8 protein-coding genes are annotated in these 17,359 nt (G+C 58.9%); 6 read left to right on the top strand and 2 right to left on the bottom strand.

What is annotated here, in order from left to right; all coding sequences use genetic code 11:
* Window positions 1–67: 67 nt before the first annotated feature.
* The 5 genes from CLU80_RS06715 to mifR all read left to right on the top strand — a co-directional run bounded on the left by CLU80_RS06715 (window position 68) and on the right by mifR (window position 13,188).
* Window positions 68–4,588 carry a SpvB/TcaC N-terminal domain-containing protein gene (locus tag CLU80_RS06715; RefSeq protein ID WP_099757027.1) on the top strand — a complete coding sequence of 1,507 codons (4,521 nt, stop codon included), beginning with the start codon at window positions 68–70 and terminating at the stop codon, window positions 4,586–4,588.
* Complete coding sequence (locus tag CLU80_RS06720) at window positions 4,585–7,374, top strand: RHS repeat-associated core domain-containing protein (RefSeq protein ID WP_286079705.1); 2,790 nt, start codon at window positions 4,585–4,587, stop codon at window positions 7,372–7,374. The genes CLU80_RS06715 and CLU80_RS06720 overlap by 4 nt, the downstream gene beginning before the upstream one ends.
* Window positions 7,375–7,378: 4 nt before the next feature.
* Window positions 7,379–10,015 (top strand): RHS repeat-associated core domain-containing protein, encoded by a 2,637-nt coding sequence (locus CLU80_RS06725; protein WP_099757028.1) that lies wholly within the window; start codon window positions 7,379–7,381, stop codon window positions 10,013–10,015.
* 84 nt (window positions 10,016–10,099) lie between these two features.
* A complete protein-coding gene (locus tag CLU80_RS06730; RefSeq protein WP_099757029.1) occupies window positions 10,100–11,860 on the top strand; it encodes a sensor histidine kinase in 1,761 nt (586 codons plus the stop codon).
* Window positions 11,860–13,188: a two-component system response regulator MifR gene (mifR, locus tag CLU80_RS06735; RefSeq protein ID WP_099757030.1), complete on the top strand. Its 1,329-nt coding sequence runs from the start codon at window positions 11,860–11,862 to the stop codon at window positions 13,186–13,188. The genes CLU80_RS06730 and mifR overlap by 1 nt, the downstream gene beginning before the upstream one ends.
* A 131-nt stretch (window positions 13,189–13,319) precedes the next feature.
* Here the strand turns inward: mifR and CLU80_RS06740 are convergent.
* A protein-coding gene (locus CLU80_RS06740) for an IS3 family transposase (protein ID WP_286079706.1) occupies window positions 13,320–14,503 on the bottom strand; the annotation gives its coding sequence in 2 pieces (ribosomal slippage) (window positions 13,320–14,239 and window positions 14,239–14,503; 1,185 coding nt in all).
* Between the two features lie 344 nt (window positions 14,504–14,847).
* On the opposite strand from CLU80_RS06740, the gene CLU80_RS06745 reads away from it, so the two are divergent.
* The gene (locus tag CLU80_RS06745; protein ID WP_093430526.1) at window positions 14,848–16,167 is read left to right on the top strand and encodes an MFS transporter; all 1,320 of its coding nucleotides are present in this window, start codon (window positions 14,848–14,850) and stop codon (window positions 16,165–16,167) included.
* A gap of 150 nt (window positions 16,168–16,317) precedes the next feature.
* Here CLU80_RS06745 and CLU80_RS06750 read toward each other — a convergent pair whose 3' ends face one another.
* The gene (locus CLU80_RS06750; RefSeq protein ID WP_093430527.1) at window positions 16,318–17,073 is read right to left on the bottom strand and encodes a COG4705 family protein; all 756 of its coding nucleotides are present in this window, start codon (window positions 17,071–17,073) and stop codon (window positions 16,318–16,320) included.
* Window positions 17,074–17,359 lie beyond the last annotated feature (286 nt).

Raw genomic sequence — 17,359 nt, forward strand, 5'->3', positions numbered from 1 at the left:
TCATTTACCCGCCATTCTTGTTAGCGTCAGTCCATTCACGCCCACCCCGTGCGCAATGGATTCGACCATGCCTGATCAACAAGAGCTGAGCATCACCACCCCTTCCATCGCCAAAAGCGCTTCGATCGCCACCATCGGCAAAAGTTGGGGCGCTGTGGGCCCGACCGGAGCCGCCTCGTTCGAGTTGCCGATTCCAACGTCTGCCGGGCGGGGCTGGGATCCTCAGTTCTCGCTGAGTTACAGCAGTCAGAGTGGCAACGGTCCATTCGGCCTTTCCTGGCACCTGTCCGGCGTGGGTCAGATCAATCGCAGAACCAACAAAGGCGTGCCACGTTATACCGATCACGACGAGATCGTCGGTGCCGATGGCGAAGTGTGGATGCCGGAGCTCGATGAGCATGGTGAACTCAAGTTCCGAGAGGAAAGCGTCTACAACGGCGTCGACATTGGCCCGCACAGAGTCGTGCGCTATTGGCCTCGAGTGGAAAGCGATTTTGCCTTGCGCGAGCGCTGGCAGCGGCAGACCCGAGAAGCCGATCCACCGGTATTCTGGCTGATACACGGCGCTGACGGCTCGCTGCACCTTTACGGCAAAACCGAAGCCACACGAATTGCCGATCCCCAGGCTCCTGGACGAATCGCCACATGGCTGCTGTGCGAAAGCATGAACGCGCGCGGCGAACACATCTGCTTTGAATACAAGGCCGATGATCAGGATCCCGCCCCCGTGCGTGACTATCGCGCCCAGCGTTATCTGCGCCGCGTGTGTTACGGCAACTTCACGGCCAGCAGCGATCTGTACAGCTGGACGACGGACAATCCCGCCGAACTGGGCTGGCACTTTCATCTGCTGTTCGATTACGGCGAGCGCAGCACGTCACTGACCGACATCCCGGCATATGACGGTGCCCCCCTCAAACCCTGGACCGTTCGCCCAGACAGCTTTTCAACCCACGGTCAGGGTTTTGAACTGGGCACTCGCAGACTCTGCCAACAGGCATTGCTGTTTCATCATTTTCCCGAGCAATCGACTGACCAACCGAAACTGGTACGCCGCCTGCTGTTGGAATATCACCAACCGCAAAATATCGCGCAGTGGGCCTACAGCCAGATCAGCGCGGCGCACTATCAGGCATTCGATGCGAGCGGCATTGTCGAAAACACGCCGCCGGTCGAGTTCGACTATGCCCCCTTCGACATCAATAAAACCCCGGCGCGCTTCTTCGAACCCGATGTTCAACCGGGTATCGAGGACGGTGGTTTTTACCAGTGTGTGGATCTTTATGGCGAAGGTGTGCCGGGTTTCCTCTGCCGTTATGACCAGGCCTGGTACTACCGCGAACCACTACGCGCGACCAAGGGCACCGATGAAATCGGCTATGGGCCATGGACCGCACTGGAAAAGATTCCGCTCGCCGATCGCAACCGTCCGGTCCAGCAACTGCTGACCGACCTGACCGGTGACGGTCGGCTCGATTGGGTCACCGCGCAACCGGGTATCAGTGGTTTTCGCACCCTGACAGAACAACGCGAGTTTGCCGACTTCGTCCCCTTCGGCAAATTCCCACCAGAGTTTTTCAACACTCTCTCGACACTTGGCGACTTGAGCGGTGACGGCTTGAGTAGCCTGGCGTTGATCGGGCCCAGCTCCGTGCGGTTGTATGCCAACGAGCGCGAACAAGGCTTCGCCGCGCCTGAAGAGGTGCTGCACGAACCCGACGACGACCGCTTGCCACTGTTCAGCAATTCGCGCACAGAACTGGTGCTGTTGGGCAACCTGCTTGGCAGCGATATGCCCGAGTTGTGTCGGATACGCCATGACGAAATCCGCTGCTGGCCGAACCTGGGCCACGGCCGGTTTGGCAAGGGTCGCAAGATCAGCGAGTTGCCCTTCAACTACGAGCAATTCGATTCGTCCCGGGTGCGCCTTGCCGACCTCGACGGCTCCGGTGCCGCGTCGCTGATTTATCTGAAGTCGGATACCTTCGAGATCTACCTGAATCGTGGCGGCAACGGCCTGGAGCAAATACCGATCAGCGTGCCGTGGCCCGACGGCGTGCGCTACGATCGCCTCTGTCAGGTGAGTTTCGCCGATCTGCAAGGCCTGGGCTGCGCCAGTCTGATCCTGACGGTGACGCACATGCAGCCGCAGCATTGGCGCTACGATTTCGTTTCGGCCAAGCCGTATCTGTTGACCAGCAGTAACAACAACATGGGTTGCAGTGCCGGCGTCGCTTATCGCAGTTCGGCGCAGGAATGGCTGGATGAAAAACACCGTTTGCTCACCCTTAAGCGTTTGCCGGCTTGCCACCTGCCGTTCCCGGTGGCGGTGGTCAAGAAACAACGGCAGCTGGATGAAATCACTGGCAATTGCCTGACTCAGACCTTCACTTGGCGTGAAGGCGTCTACGACAGCCGCGAGCGTGAGTTCCGCGGTTTCGGTCTGTTGCAACAAACCGACAGTGAGAGCGCCAGAGCAGATGAGAGCGAAGGTTTCAGCGAGCCGGTGCGTGTCTGCACCTGGTTTCATACCGGGCAATCGATGGACCGGCCGCGCGACGACTACTTCAATCAGGATGCACAAGCGGTAGCCCTGGGTAACACCCTGTTCAGTCGCCATCACCCGGAAGACGATGCCGATGAACTGATTCCGGTGCAGGATGAAGACAGCCGATACCAGCTCTCCCGAGCGTTGGTCGGCTCGATGGTCCGCAGCGAAACCTACGCTGATGCAGACATGGACGCCCCCGGGATTGCCACGCCTTATGCCGTAGAAGAAGTGCGATATCAGGTGCGCGAGGTTCGCGAGCAAGGTCCTTATGCCACCGCCGTCTTGCTGCCACTGGTGGTGGAAAGGATCAGCTACCAGTACGACGGTTTCGTCGATGACCCCATGTGTCGCAACGATGTGGTCCTGCGCTACAACACTTACGGCCAGCCGACGCACGCCATCACGGTGAGTTACGCCCGGCGACTGACCGAAAAAGATGCACCACCGTTCGACGACCCGGATGTACAGCAGTGGTGGTTCGACGCCCATGACCCGGCGCAACAATCGTTCTACCTGAATGAAAGCCGTTCAGCGTTCATCGATCTGGACAAGGACCTGCAGCATTGGCGTCTCGGTTTGCCCTATCAGCAGCGTGGCAATGCACTGGTCTTGCCCAAAGGCACCCTGCCCACCGGGCTTGAAGCCGCGCAAGTGTCCTATGAGTGCCTGAAGGCACATGAGGATTCGGCGCACTGGAACGCTGAACGGGTGCTGACCACGCAGTCTGTACAGCGCTACTTGAGTACCGATGGCCAACGGCTGGACGACGGCGTTGCCGGATTCGAGGCCCTGGTCGGTCCACTGGAAGTGGCACAACTGGACAAGACGGCGCTGGACGCTTACAGCGTGCTGCCTGCGCCCTTCAACGTGCGCGACGAACTGAAGAAGATCGGCTATCTGCCCATGCCGTTTCTGTTCTGGATAAATCCCTTGGGCAGCACGGAGCATGACCTGTGGTCGGCGAATTTCGGCTACGCCGAATACGCCAGCCTCGACGGTTTCTACAAGGTCCGGCGCTATCGCGAAACCCTCAGCCATGGCTTCACTCACGCCGTATACGACGCGTATGCGCTGGCTGTCACCCTCGTGGAACTGCCAGATGGCTGTACCACCTGCATCGAGTACGACTACCACGCGCTGCAACCGCTGAAAATCATCGATGCCAACCTGAATACTCATCAGGCGTTGTATGAACCCTCCAATCAGCCCCTGGCCACCAGTTTTTATGGCTCAGAGAACAACAGGGAAGCGGGTTTCAGGCCACTGAGCGAATACAAACTTCCGGAGGACCGGAGCCCGGCTACGGCAATTGCCAACCCGACCGATGCCGTGCAAAAAGCCGCGAGTACCCTGCGCAAGGATCTGTTCAGCTGGATGGGGCAGATGGCCAACGACACCCGCGCCGCCCTGGCATGGATCGCTCAGGGTTATCTGCTGCCCAGCGGCCACATCAGGGCCAGTACACGCCGCCAACTGACCCGGCGCAGCGGCGCCTTGACGCCTGATGAACAGGCGCTGCAAGACGCCATCGCAACAGTGCATCGCGAACCGGTGCACAGTGTGATCCTCAGTGCCGACCGCTACCCTGATGACGAGGTGGATGCGCAGATCCAGATCACCAAAGCCTGCGTCGACGGTTTTGGCCGGGCTCTGCAAACCCAGCAATTGGTCGATCCGGGCAAGGCCTATGCCGTGGACGCCGACGGCTCGCTGATCGTCGAGGATGGCCAGATCAAAGTGGTCGATGCCAACCCGCGCTGGCGCATCAGCGAGCGGGTCGAATACAACAACAAAGGCTTGCCCGTTCGTCAGTACCGCGCGTTTTTCGCCAACACCTATACCTACGTCAACGATCAGTCCCTGCGCACACTGAGCCATCACGATCAGCTTCGCTATGACGTCAAGAGCCGGCAGGTCGGAATGGTCAATGCCAAGGGCGACTTTTCCCGAGAGACGTACCACCCTTGGTATCACACCAGCGAAGACTTCAACGACACCGCCGAGCCGTCATCGCCAACCAAGGCATCGCAGCCATGATTGCCAACGTGCATCGCCGTACACCTGCGCTGGCGGTAAGCGATGCGCGTGGTTTGCCAGTGCGGCAGGTCGGGTACTTGCGCAGTGTGACGGCCGACAACCCCGTAGCGCTGGTAACCCGTCAGCAGCATGACTACGCCGGCCGTCTGATCGAGCAATGGGATTCGCGCTTGTCGGCACCCTGCCTGACCACGGTTTACAACCTGGACGGCACGGTATTGAAATCCGACAGCGTCGACGCCGGCTGGCGCCTGACCCTGCCGGGTCTGGCCGGTGAGCCATTGCAACGCTGGGATCAGCGCGACAACCATTGGCGCACGAGCTTCGATGAGCAGCTGCGGGTGATCGCGGTCGAGGAAAATGGTCAGTCCAATGTCGACGTTTTTACTTACGCCGACGCCTCGGCCGAGGCCGGGTACAACCGCCGCGGCCAGTTGCTGGAACAGAAAGACCGTTCCGGTTCGTTGCTCACGGACAGCTTTTCCCTGACCGGCCAGCCGCTGAGCGAAACCCGCACGTTCCACGACGGCGAGCCGTTCACCACTCACCATGTGTTCAGCTCGCTCGGCGCGCTGCTCGAGCAGACCGACGCCGGCGGCCATCGGCGACGATCGCGCTACGGCCTGGCCGGGCACCTTCGGCAGGTACAACTGTTGATCAGCGGCCAGAGCCAATGGCAGCCCGTGTTGCTTGATGCGCAGTACAACGCCGCCGACCAGATCATCGAGCAGCAGGCCGGTAATCTTGTCCTCAGTCGCTGGACGTACGACCCGGCAGACAGTCGTCTGCACACTCAGTCCAGTCGCAAAGACACCGGCGCAGTGCTGCAAGACCTCGAATATTTCTACGACCCCGTCGGCAACATTACCCGCATCGAAGACCACGCCTTTCAACCACGTTACTTCGCCAATCAGTTGATCGATGGCCACCGCGACTTCACCTACGACTCGCTCTATCGGTTGACCAGCGCCACCGGCTACGACGACGCCCCGCCGCCGGACATTCCCGGCCTGCCGCAACCGGGCGACCCGAACAATCGCCTCAACTACACCCAAACCTACCAGTACGACAACGGTGGCAACCTGATCGAACTGTGTCACGTACGCGCCGGCAACAACTCGACCCGGCAAATGTTCATCGATCTGAAGAGCAATCGCGGGGTACGCTGGAAAACCGGCGACGAGCCGCCGGATTTCGACACTTTGTTCGATCGCCATGGCAATCAACTGACCGTGCAACCGGGCCAACCGCTGCTCTGGAATGCCCGCGATGAGCTGGAAAGCGTGATCCTGGTCAAGCGCGATGGCGGTTCCAATGATGCCGAGTACTACCGTTACAGCCAGGGTACGCGCGTGTTCAAACGTCACGAAACCTTCGCTGCCAACGCCGAACATTTCCACCAGGTGCGCTATCTGCCCGGGCTGGAAATCCGCACCCGCGACAACGGTGAAGAACTGCACGTCATCACGCTCGGCAATGCCCGCTGCCTGCATTGGGCAGCGAAAAAAATCGATGAAATCGCCAATGATCAAATGCGTTACAACCTCGAAGATCATCTCGGTTCCAGCGTGATGGAACTGGATCAAGACGCCGTCATGATCAGCCAGGAAGGCTATTACCCCTTTGGCGAAACCGCGTGGATGGCACCGAACTCGGAAACCACGTACCGCTTCATCCGTTATTCGGGCAAGGAAATGGACGTCAGCGGTTTGTATTATTACGGCGCACGCTATTACGCGCCGTGGTTGCAACGCTGGATCAGCACCGACGCAGAGCAGACGGATGGTCTGAATTTATATGCATTTGTGGGGAATAACCCGATCGGTTTTATCGATCCGGACGGGAACACGCGGGCAGAAAGCGTGATCATGCTGGATTCGGCGTTTGCTTCCGCCGTAGAGGGGCACTCCGAGGAATTACTATGGCAACTACACAACATCATTAATCAAAATGTCGCACTAAACATGGCGGTGAATCTGGTGGGAGAAACCGTCAGAGGTATTGTCGGTTATGAAGGTGGATCTTTGGGCGGCGCCCAATTTGACACCATGTTTCCAGCGCTCGAGGTGCAACCGAACGTGTTGAAACCTTCATCGTTGGTCGGTGGCAACATCGGGGGTGATGTCGCCGGGGCCATTCTTGAGCCAGTGGCAAACCATGTCAGACTGCAAGTCGGGCCTTTGATCCCGCAGACCTCGCAAATGTCCGTCAGCGCGATTGATCAAAGCCTGGGGATCGAGGCCCCCGTCAAGGAAATCAACTCATGGAAAGACTTCAAGAGCGAAGTGCTGCATCCGGCACTCAATTCGTTAGTCAACCCATTATTTATAATGAACAGAGTATTCGGGTCAGTGGTGGGGATTATTCCCGGCGCGCTTAATATGGGAAGTCGGGCGCAGGAAGCACAAGACATCAAGAACCGGCTTGACCCGGTAAAAATTGAAAAGATCGAAAAAATGCTCAGCGACTGGAAAGCGGCCATCGAACAACGGTCTGCATGGGCGGAAAACGCTTTTGACGCATTGGGCGTTAACAGTGTTTCGCCTGCCAATGTGCTCCCGAATGTCAATGGCAATACTTCCAGCGAAACGCTGGCCGTCATTACGCGTTCTGGCTTGCAACAGAAAAACCGAGCCGTACTCGCCAACATCGCACAGGCTCAGGCCGGACTTGCGCGATACAAAGAGATGGGGACCACTGACAATCTGTACATAGCAAGACAACGGCATCTGGCATCAAAAAAGCCGGGGAACAACTTGCTCACCAAGTTTAAAAACGGTCACTGAAACCATGCATTCACGCACGCCCTCCCTGACAGTGATTGACGGACGAGGCCTGCCAGTTCGCAAGGTCGCCTACCTGCGAAGCATGGCAGGCAACACGTCAAGCACCCTGGTGATCTGCCAGGAACACGATTTAGCCGGGCGTCTGATCACGCAACGCGACCCGCGCTTGTCCATGGCGAACACGGCAACTGTTTATTCGTTGAATGGCAATGCGGTGCTTATCGACAGCGTGGATAGCGGCTGGCGTGTGGTGCTGCCAGGGCTGGCCGGTGAACCTTTGCGCAGGTGGGATCAGCGCGGCAGCCATTGGCGCACGTGCTTCGATGAACAACTGCGGCTCGTGGCCGTCGAGGAAAATGGCGAGGTCGATGTCGATGTGCTCACCTATTCCGACGCCTCGGCCGAAGCCGGATACAACCGTCGCGGCCAATTGCAGGAACAGAAAGACCGTTCCGGTTCGCTGCTCACGGACAGTTTTTCCCTGACCGGCCAGCCGCTGAGCGAAACCCGCACGTTCCACGACGGCGAGCCGTTCACCACTCACCATGCGTTCAGCCCGCTCGGCGCGCTGCTCGAGCAGACCGACGCCGGCGGCCATCGGCGACGATCGCGCTACGGCCTGGCCGGGCACCTTCGACAGGTACAACTGTTGATCAGCGGCCAGAGCCAATGGCAGCCGGTGTTGCTTGATGCGCAGTACAACGCCGCCGACCAGATCATCGAGCAGCAGGCCGGTAATCTTGTCCTCAGTCGCTGGACGTACGACCCTGCAGACAGTCGTCTGCACACTCAGTCCAGTCACAAAGACACCGGCGCAGTGCTGCAAGACCTCGAATATTTCTACGACCCCGTCGGCAACATTACCCGCATCGAAGACCACGCCTTCCAGCCGGTCTATTTCGCCAACCAACTGGTCGACGGTCACCGTGATTTCAGCTACGACTCGTTGTACCGACTGGTCAGCGCCAGCGGTTACGACGACGGCCCGCTCTCGGACATTCCCGGCCTGCCAACGCCCACCGACCCTAACAACCGCCTCAACTACACCCAGACCTACACTTACGACACCGGCGGCAATCTGGTGAAACTGGTGCATGTACGGGCCGGCGCCAACCGCACCGTGCAGATGCGCATTGATTCAGTCAGCAATCGCGGCGTGCGCTGGAAACCGGATGATCCGGAGCCTGACTTCGAGACACTGTTCGACCGCCATGGCAACCAGCAGAACCTGCAACCGGGACAGGCCATGCAATGGAATGCACGGGATGAACTGCAACGCGTGACGCTGATTGCCCGAGACGGCACTGATGACGACGCCGAACACTACCGTTACAGCCAGGGCGTGCGGGTGTTCAAACGCCATGAAACGTACACCGACAGGACTGTGCACTTTCATCAGGTGCGCTACCTGCCGGGCCTGGAAATCCGCAACAAGGACAACTACGAAGAACTGCACATCATCTCGGTAGGCAGTGCGCGTTGCCTGCATTGGGCGAAAAAACCACCCGATGAAATCGCCAATGACCAAGTGCGTTACAACCTCGAAGATCATCTCGGCTCCTGCGTGATGGAGCTTGATCAACAGGGCGACCTGATCAGCCAGGAGGGTTACTACCCGTTCGGTGCCACAGCGTGGATGGCCGCACGCCACGCCGTCGAAGTGGGCTATAAATTCACCCGTTACTCAGGAAAGGAAATGGATGTCAGTGGCTTGTACTACTACGGCGAGCGCTACTACTCGCCGTGGTTACAGCGCTGGATAAGCGCCGACCCGAATGGCGATGTCGATGGCCTGAACCTGTACGCCATGGTTGGCAACAATCCACTCCTGTACGTCGACAGGACCGGCGGTAAAAAAGCCGTATTCGAATTGCTTGGCGACTTTCTCGGGATGCTGGACAAGGCTCAGACAGCGGCGAACCAGATACATAATCTGGCGACTGAATTCGACGGGCTTGTTCCGGAAAACGCCGACATCAACGAACTGCGTGCAAGCATGACTTTCGGCACCTTCCTCAAGTCAAAACACGGCATAAAATCGGTCCTCAAGGGGGTAGCTGCGGGAGGCACGGTAGTCGGGCTCCTGGGCAGCGTCGTACCGGGTGCCGGGAATGCCATCGGCCTGGCAGTCGGTGCGGTTGTCGGAGCCGTGGCGATGCCTTTGTTACGCTACCACTTCTTCAAGAAAGGTCTGAAGTTGGCGCAAACGCTACACACTCAAGAACTAAAGGATGGCCTGAATACACTCGGCGAGACTGTTTCAAACGGGGTCGAAACAGTAAAGGATCTGGTCAATGGCGGCGCCGCCCTGATCGACGGCATCAAAACCTTCACCAATAACCTCAATGCCTACTCTGAGGATATTCAGCAAAGGTTCTACAAACAGCTGGACTCACTGGATGACGAAAAACAACGTCAAGTCATGAAGCTGGCGAGGACCGGAGTCGACCCGTTCGATGCCATCGACAGGATAAAGGAAACAGCTCAGACAGTACTCGACGCGCGTAGCGAAGCCGAAGAGGTTACCGAACGTCTGCAGCAACTGGAACAATCAATCGCTGAAGAACCGAGACCCAGACCCATTCCCAAACCGAGGTTGAATCTCCAGCTTCGACGCCAGGCGCGAGAAACCGCTGTCTGAGCGACATGGTTCGCGCGAACATCGCGCTTCGCCACGTGGGCGCATGCTATCGTGCCCGCCCGTCCTGTCGACCCTTCGCCCAGCATGCTGCCGACTTCCCGTACCTTGCGTCTGTCGTTGTATACCCTGCTGATCATTGCCGGCGCAGCGCTTGCCGCCACGCTTGCGATCCGCCACGCCGAACGCCAGGCGCTGGAGGAAGACGCCGCCCGCGCCAACCAGCAACTGGCGTTGTACGCCAATTCCCTGCACACCCTGATCGACCGCTACCGCGCCCTGCCCGCCGTGCTGGCGCTCGATCCGCAATTGCGTTCGGCGCTGGCCGGGCCGGTCGATGCCGACGAGCAGGCGGCGCTGAACCTGAAACTGGAAAAGATCAACGGCGCGGCGCAATCCTCGACCCTTGAGTTGCTCGACCACTCGGGCCTCGCCGTAGCGGCGAGCAACTGGCGCTTGCCGAGCAGTTACGTCGGCCACAATTACGGTTTCCGCCCCTACTTCAGCCAGACCCGCACCCAAGGCACCGGACGTTTTTACGCGGTGGGCGTGACCAGCGGAATTCCTGGCTATTTCCTCTCGAGCGCGGTGCTCGGCGACAACGACGAGTTCCTTGGCGCAATGGTGGTCAAGCTGGAATTCCCCGAACTGGAACGCGAGTGGAGTCAGGGCAATGACACCCTGCTGGTCAGCGACGCGCGCGGGATCATCTTCATCGCCAACCAGCCCGGCTGGCGCTATCGCGCGCTGCGGCCATTGAGCGCCCGCGACATGGATGAAATCAAAGCCACCCGGCAGTACGACAAGCAATCGCTGCAACCCTTGACTCATTTATCGCTGCGCCGCTTCGATGACAACAGCGACCTGCGCCGCGTCGAAGGCCCGCAAGGCACGGCGGATTATCTGTGGGAATCACTGCCCCTGAGCGCCGAAGGCTGGACCCTGCACCTGCTGCGCCATCCGCAAGTGGCGTTCGAAGACCTGCGCAACGCCGGGCTGGCTGCCGCCGGGGTGTGGCTGGCGCTGGTGTTTCTGTTGCTGTTTCTCAACCAGCGCTGGCGCCTGTCGAAAATCCGCCAGCGCAACCGTGAGGAACTGGAACAGTTAGTGGAAGAGCGCACCCGCGATTTGCGCACCGCGCAGGACGGCCTGGTGCAATCGGCCAAACTCGCCGCGCTCGGGCAGATGTCCGCCGCGCTGGCCCATGAAATCAATCAGCCGCTGACCGCTCAGCGCATGCAACTGGCGACGCTGCGCCTGCTGCTCGAGCATGGCCGGGTCGACGATGCTTATAAAGCCTTGAAACCGGTAGACGAGATGCTCACGCGCATGGCTGCCCTCACCGGCCACCTCAAGACCTTCGCGCGCAAAAGCCCCAGCGGCTTGCGTGAGCGGCTGGATCTGGCGACGGTGGTCGATCAGTCTTTGCAGTTACTCGATGCACGGTTGCGTGACGAGCAGGTCAGTCTGGTGTTGCACCTGACGCGTCCGGCATGGGTGCGCGGTGATGCGATTCGTCTCGAACAGGTGCTGATCAACCTGCTGCGCAACGCCCTCGATGCGATGCAGGGCAAACCGTGCAAGCGTCTGGAGATCCGTCTGGAAGTCGATGAACAACTGTGGCGCCTGAGCGTCAGCGACAATGGCGGCGGGATTGCCGAAGACCATTTGGGCCAGGTGTTCGACCCGTTCTTCACCACCAAACCGGTGGGCGACGGTTTGGGTCTCGGCCTGGCGGTATCCTTTGCCATCGTGCATGAATCCGGCGGACGCCTGAGCGCCGAAAATGGCGACAGCGGCGCAGTGTTCAGCCTGACTTTGCCGATCGATCTGGAGGCACACATCTGATGCTCAACTCGGTGATGGTGGTTGATGACGAAAGCAGCATTCGCAGTGCTGTCGAGCAGTGGCTGAGCCTGTCGGGGTTCGCGGTGCAGTTGTTCAGCCGCGCCGAAGAATGCCTCGCCGCCCTGCCCGCGCACTTTGCCGGGGTGATCCTCAGCGACGTGCGCATGCCTGGCATGGGCGGCCTGGCGTTATTGGCCGAAGTGCAGAAACGCGACGCTGACCTGCCGGTCATTCTGCTCACCGGTCATGGCGATGTACCGATGGCCGTCGAGGCGATGCGCGACGGTGCCTATGACTTTCTGGAAAAACCGTTCAGCCCGGAAACCCTGCTCGGCAGCTTGCGCCGGGCGCTGGACAAACGCCGGCTGATTCTGGAAAACCGCGCACTGCACGAGCAGGCCGACAACCGCGCGAAACTCGATGCGACGTTGCTTGGTGTGTCCCGTGGTTTGCAGACGTTGCGTCGGCAAGTGCTGGACCTGGCGGCGTTGCCGGTCAATGTGTTGATCCGTGGCGAAACCGGCAGCGGCAAGGAACTGGTCGCGCGCTGCCTGCATGATTTCGGCCCGCGCGCGGCCAAGCCGTTTGTGGCGCTGAACTGCGCGGCGATTCCTGAGCAGTTGTTCGAGGCGGAGTTGTTCGGTCACGAGAGCGGTGCATTTACCGGCGCCTCGGGCAAGCGCATCGGCAAGCTGGAATACGCCGATGGCGGCACCTTGTTTCTCGATGAAATCGAAAGCATGCCGCTGGCACAACAGGTGAAACTGCTGCGCGTATTGCAGGAGCAGAAGCTTGAACGGCTGGGCTCGAACCAGAGCATTCGCGTTGACCTGCGCATTGTCGCAGCGACCAAACCCGACCTGCTCGATGAAGCCCGGGCCGGACGTTTTCGCGAGGATCTGGCGTATCGCCTGAACGTTGCCGAACTGCGCTTGCCGCCCTTGCGCGATCGCCGCGAAGACATTCCGCTGCTGTTCGAAACCTTCGCCCACAATGCCGCTGAGCGCCTGGGGCGTACGTTTCCGCCCTTGAGTGGCGCGCAGTTGAGTCATCTGCTCAGCCACGACTGGCCGGGCAACGTGCGCGAACTGGCCAACGTTGCCGAACGTCAGGTGTTGGGCCTGGATGAACCGGCACCGGGGATTGATCCGGGGCAATCGCTGGCGGCGCAGCAGGAGGCGTTTGAGGCGCAGTGTTTGCGTGCGGCGCTGACCCGGCACAAGGGCGATGTGAAAGCGGTACTTGAAGAGTTGCAACTGCCGCGCCGCACGTTCAATGAAAAGCTGCAGCGGCATGGGTTGAGTCGGGAGATGTTTTTGGCTGAGTGAGGCTGGGTCGGGATTTTTGCTGCGGCTGAAAACCATCCCCCTCACCCCAGCCCTCCCGAAACGTCGGACCGCCCCCAAGGGGGCGAGGGGGAAAGGGAGCCGATCTTCATGCTTTTCGAAACCTGCAGTGGTCAACTAATTCCGGACACCTCGATAGGTGGTTTTGACGCCATCGCCCGCTCGTAAGCGGTCGGTGGCAGATATCCCAGTTTCGAGTGCAACCGTTCGTTGTTGTAAAACCCAACGATGTACTCGGTGATGTCGCGGATTGCTTCAGCATGGTTCGCGTAGTCACGGCGCCATACCCGCTCCATTTTCAAACTCAAAAAGAAGCGCTCCATCACTGCGTTGTCCCAGCAATTACCTTTGCGGCTCATGCTCTGCTGCATGCCGTTTCTTGCCAGTAATTCTCTGTAAGTTGCACTCGCATATTGGCTACCCCGATCTGAGTGGGCAATCAAGCCTGGCGGCGGTTGACGCTGCGCGATAGCCAGTTGCATCGCGGTGCACACCAGCTCTGCCGGCATATTCGGAGCCATCGACCAGCCCACTATCTTGCGTGAAAACAAGTCCAATACCACGGCCAGATACAGCCAGCCACTGCGGGTGCGGATATAGGTGATGTCAGCCACCCAAGCCTTGTTTGGCGCCACTTGATCAAATTTTCTGCCCAGTACATTCTCTGCAATCGGCAGGTCATGATTGCTATCGGTCGTGTGTACAAACTTGCGCTTCCAAGCCGAACGCAGCCCATGAGCTCGCATCAAACGACGGATTTTATACAGCCCGACAAGCATGCCCTTGGCACGCAAAGCGTCGCGCAAAGGGCGGCTGCCGTAGCAGCCTCCACTCTCGGCAAAAGACGCCTTGAGTTGCACAACAACAGGACAACTCTGCCGAACAGGTGCATCAGCACGCTTCTGAGACTCATAGAAGCCCGAACGACTGATGCTCAGCAACCGACAGACATGTGCCACTGAGTAAGCCTTCTGTTGCAGCTGCCGAACCAGTCGATACGTTACTTCAGCTCGCGGGCAAAGAAGGCGGTAGCCTTTTTTAAGATGTCGTTGTCCATCTTGAGCTGCCGATTTTCCTGCTCCAACTGCCGGATGCGCTGCTGTTCCGCCGTCAATGGCTTGCCGATTCCGGCCTGTCCCAGTTGCTCTGCCTCGTATTGCTGAACCCAGCGTCGAACGGCTGTCTCACCAATGTTCAGATCCTGGCAAACCTGCGTAACGGTCAGTCCCTGGTCCTTGATCATCTTCACGACTTGCAGCTTGAAGCTGTCGTCGAATGCCCTGCGTTTTTTAGTCATGAATAACTCCTCGATAGATGTATTTTCCACCTATCGGGGTGTCCGGGGAAATTAGACCACTGCAACCTGAGTTCGACTCGGTATCTCAGGTCGGCGTAACTATCAAAAGCACCTCGATCAGTCCCCTCTCCCCCCGGGAGAGGGTTAGGGTGAGGGGCTTTTGATCTCAGCCCCAATAAGCGGAAATCCGCTCACAAGATCAATTCCATCGGCACAAATCCGCTCACCCAATCCCGCCACGCCCTCTAAACCGGCCCTCCCCCCGTTGGCACACCTCCTGCTATAGCCCTCGCAGGCTGCGTTTCGACGCGCTCCACAAAAACAATTAAACGAAGGATCCTTCAATGGATAACTCCAACGCCCTGCCACTTGGGTCGGCTGCTGCGCCGGCCAAAGAAAGAACCACCGCCAGCCGGATCAAATCGATCTTCAGCGGTTCCGTTGGCAACATGGTCGAGTGGTACGACTGGTACGTGTATGCCGCCTTCTCCCTGTATTTCGCGAAAACCTTCTTCCCCGCCGGTTCCACCACCGCCCAACTGATGAACACCGCCGCGATCTTCGCCGTCGGCTTTCTGATGCGTCCGATTGGTGGCTGGCTGATGGGCATGTACGCCGACAAGGTCGGCCGTAAAAAAGCCCTGATGGCCTCGGTCTACCTGATGTGCTTCGGCTCGCTGCTGATCGCCCTCAGCCCGAACTACGAAACCATCGGCATCGGCGCGCCGATCCTGCTGGTGTTCGCGCGCTTGCTGCAAGGCCTGTCGGTCGGTGGCGAATACGGCACTTCGGCGACCTATCTCTCGGAGATGGCGACCAAGGAACGTCGCGGCTTCTTCTCCAGCTTCCAGTACGTGACCCTGATCTCCGGCCAGCTCATCGCGCTGGGCGTCCTGATCGTGCTGCAGAACGTGCTGACCACTGAACAACTGTACGCGTGGGGCTGGCGTATTCCGTTCGCCATCGGCGCGCTGTGTGCGGTCGTGGCGCTGTACCTGCGTCGCGGCATGGAAGAAACCGAGTCGTTTACCAAGAAAGAGAAGTCCAAGGAAAGCGCCATGCGCACCTTGATGCGCCATCCCAAAGAACTGTTGACCGTAGTCGGCCTGACCATGGGCGGCACCCTGGCGTTCTACACCTACACCACCTACATGCAGAAATACCTGGTGAACACCGTCGGCATGAGCATCTCCGACTCGACCACCATCTCTGCCGCCACGCTGTTCCTGTTCATGTGCCTGCAACCGATCATCGGCGGCCTCTCGGACAAGATCGGTCGTCGTCCGATCCTGATCGCCTTCGGCGTGCTGGGGACGATCTTCACCGTGCCGATCCTGATGACCCTGCACACCATTCAAACCTGGTGGGGCGCGTTCTTCCTGATCATGGCAGCGCTGATCATCGTCAGCGGCTACACCTCGATCAACGCGGTGGTGAAAGCCGAACTGTTCCCGACCGAGATCCGCGCCCTGGGCGTCGGCCTACCGTATGCACTGACCGTGTCGATCTTCGGCGGCACCGCTGAATACATCGCGCTGTGGTTCAAGAGCATCGGCATGGAAACCGGTTACTACTGGTATGTGACGGCGTGCATCGCGGTGTCGTTGCTGGTGTACATCACCATGAAAGACACCCAGAAGCATTCGCGCATTGTGACTGACTGACCGGTGTAGATTCAGTCACCATTGTGATGATTGTTCTGGCCCCTTCGCGAGCAAGCTCGCTCCCACAGTGGTCGGTGGTGTTCACATATTCTGTGGGCACCCCATTACCCTGTGGGAGCGAGCTTGCTCGCGAATGAGGTCAACTCGGTATTAAGTCAACTCGGCAACCTGCGGCTTGCCATAACGTTTCTGCGCATACGAAGCGCCGACAATCATCACCAGCAGAATCCCCGCCAGCACCGCCGACGAACCGATGGTGCCAAAGTCCAGACCGCCCTTCTCATGGGGCTTGGTCATCAAGTCACCCAACGTCGCGCCAAACGGACGGGTCAGCACGAACGCCACCCAGAACAGCACCACCGTGGAAATCTTCGTGAAGTATTTCAGCAGCACGACCACGGCAATCGTCGAGCCGATCAGTAACGCACCACCGGCAAATCCCAGGCCCGAGTCGTCGGCCAGGTAATCGCCCAGCGCGGTGCCGAGGGTGTTGGAGAACAGAATCGCCATCCAGTAGAACATCTCGCCACGGAAGGTCTGCACCTTGCTGACGTTGAGCGAATCACCGCTCAGGCGCCAAGCGGCGAAGATCGCCAGCAGGATCGCGATAAGGATCATCGAGCCGGTGGCGTAACCGAGTCCGAGGGTGCGGTCCATGAAGTCCGACATGGTCGTGCCGGCGGTGCTGGTGGACAGGATGACGATCCAGTACAGCAGCGGCTTGTAGGTCTTGGCCATCAACTGCGTGATCAGCGTCAGCACAAACACGCTGATCAGGATCAGCGAGCTCATGGCGTAGCCGACGTTGAGGGTCATCGACAACAAATCGCCCGCGGTTTCCCCCAGGGTCGTCGCGCAGATTTTCATGACCCAGAAGGCCAAGGTGATTTGAGGCAGTTTATTCATCGCAGGCAACGCTCCAGTGTGTGACGGCCGGTTCTTGGTTTTCTGGCCACGGGCAGACTGGCGTTGCAACGGTGAAAAAGCGGTCGGCAAAGTATGAAAAATCTGTCATGCCGCACAAAACAACGATTAATCGCTAATTAATGCTGCCCCCTCATTCTGCAATCACCTGATCGATGACCTGCGCGACGCTCGCTGCGACGACGAAAGCGAATTCAACGTGCCGCCCTTAACATCAAGTTAATCGATTGTTCTTAGCATTAATTTGCACTTTTTAATCAATTTATTT

It is taken from the genome of Pseudomonas sp. 29 (assembly GCF_002754355.1).
GTDB classification, from domain to species: Bacteria; Pseudomonadota; Gammaproteobacteria; order Pseudomonadales; family Pseudomonadaceae; genus Aquipseudomonas; species Aquipseudomonas neuropathica.

What these genes read in the sequence shown, in the direction of transcription:
- CLU80_RS06715 (WP_099757027.1), top strand. Translation starts at nt 68, where the DNA reads ATGCCTGATCAACAAGAGCTGAGCATCACCACCCCTTCCATCGCCAAA.
- CLU80_RS06720 (WP_286079705.1), top strand. Translation starts at nt 4,585, where the DNA reads ATGATTGCCAACGTGCATCGCCGTACACCTGCGCTGGCGGTAAGCGAT.
- CLU80_RS06725 (WP_099757028.1), top strand. Translation starts at nt 7,379, where the DNA reads ATGCATTCACGCACGCCCTCCCTGACAGTGATTGACGGACGAGGCCTG.
- CLU80_RS06730 (WP_099757029.1), top strand. Translation starts at nt 10,100, where the DNA reads ATGCTGCCGACTTCCCGTACCTTGCGTCTGTCGTTGTATACCCTGCTG.
- mifR (WP_099757030.1), top strand. Translation starts at nt 11,860, where the DNA reads ATGCTCAACTCGGTGATGGTGGTTGATGACGAAAGCAGCATTCGCAGT.
- CLU80_RS06745 (WP_093430526.1), top strand. Translation starts at nt 14,848, where the DNA reads ATGGATAACTCCAACGCCCTGCCACTTGGGTCGGCTGCTGCGCCGGCC.
- CLU80_RS06750 (WP_093430527.1), bottom strand. Translation starts at nt 17,073, where the DNA reads ATGAATAAACTGCCTCAAATCACCTTGGCCTTCTGGGTCATGAAAATC.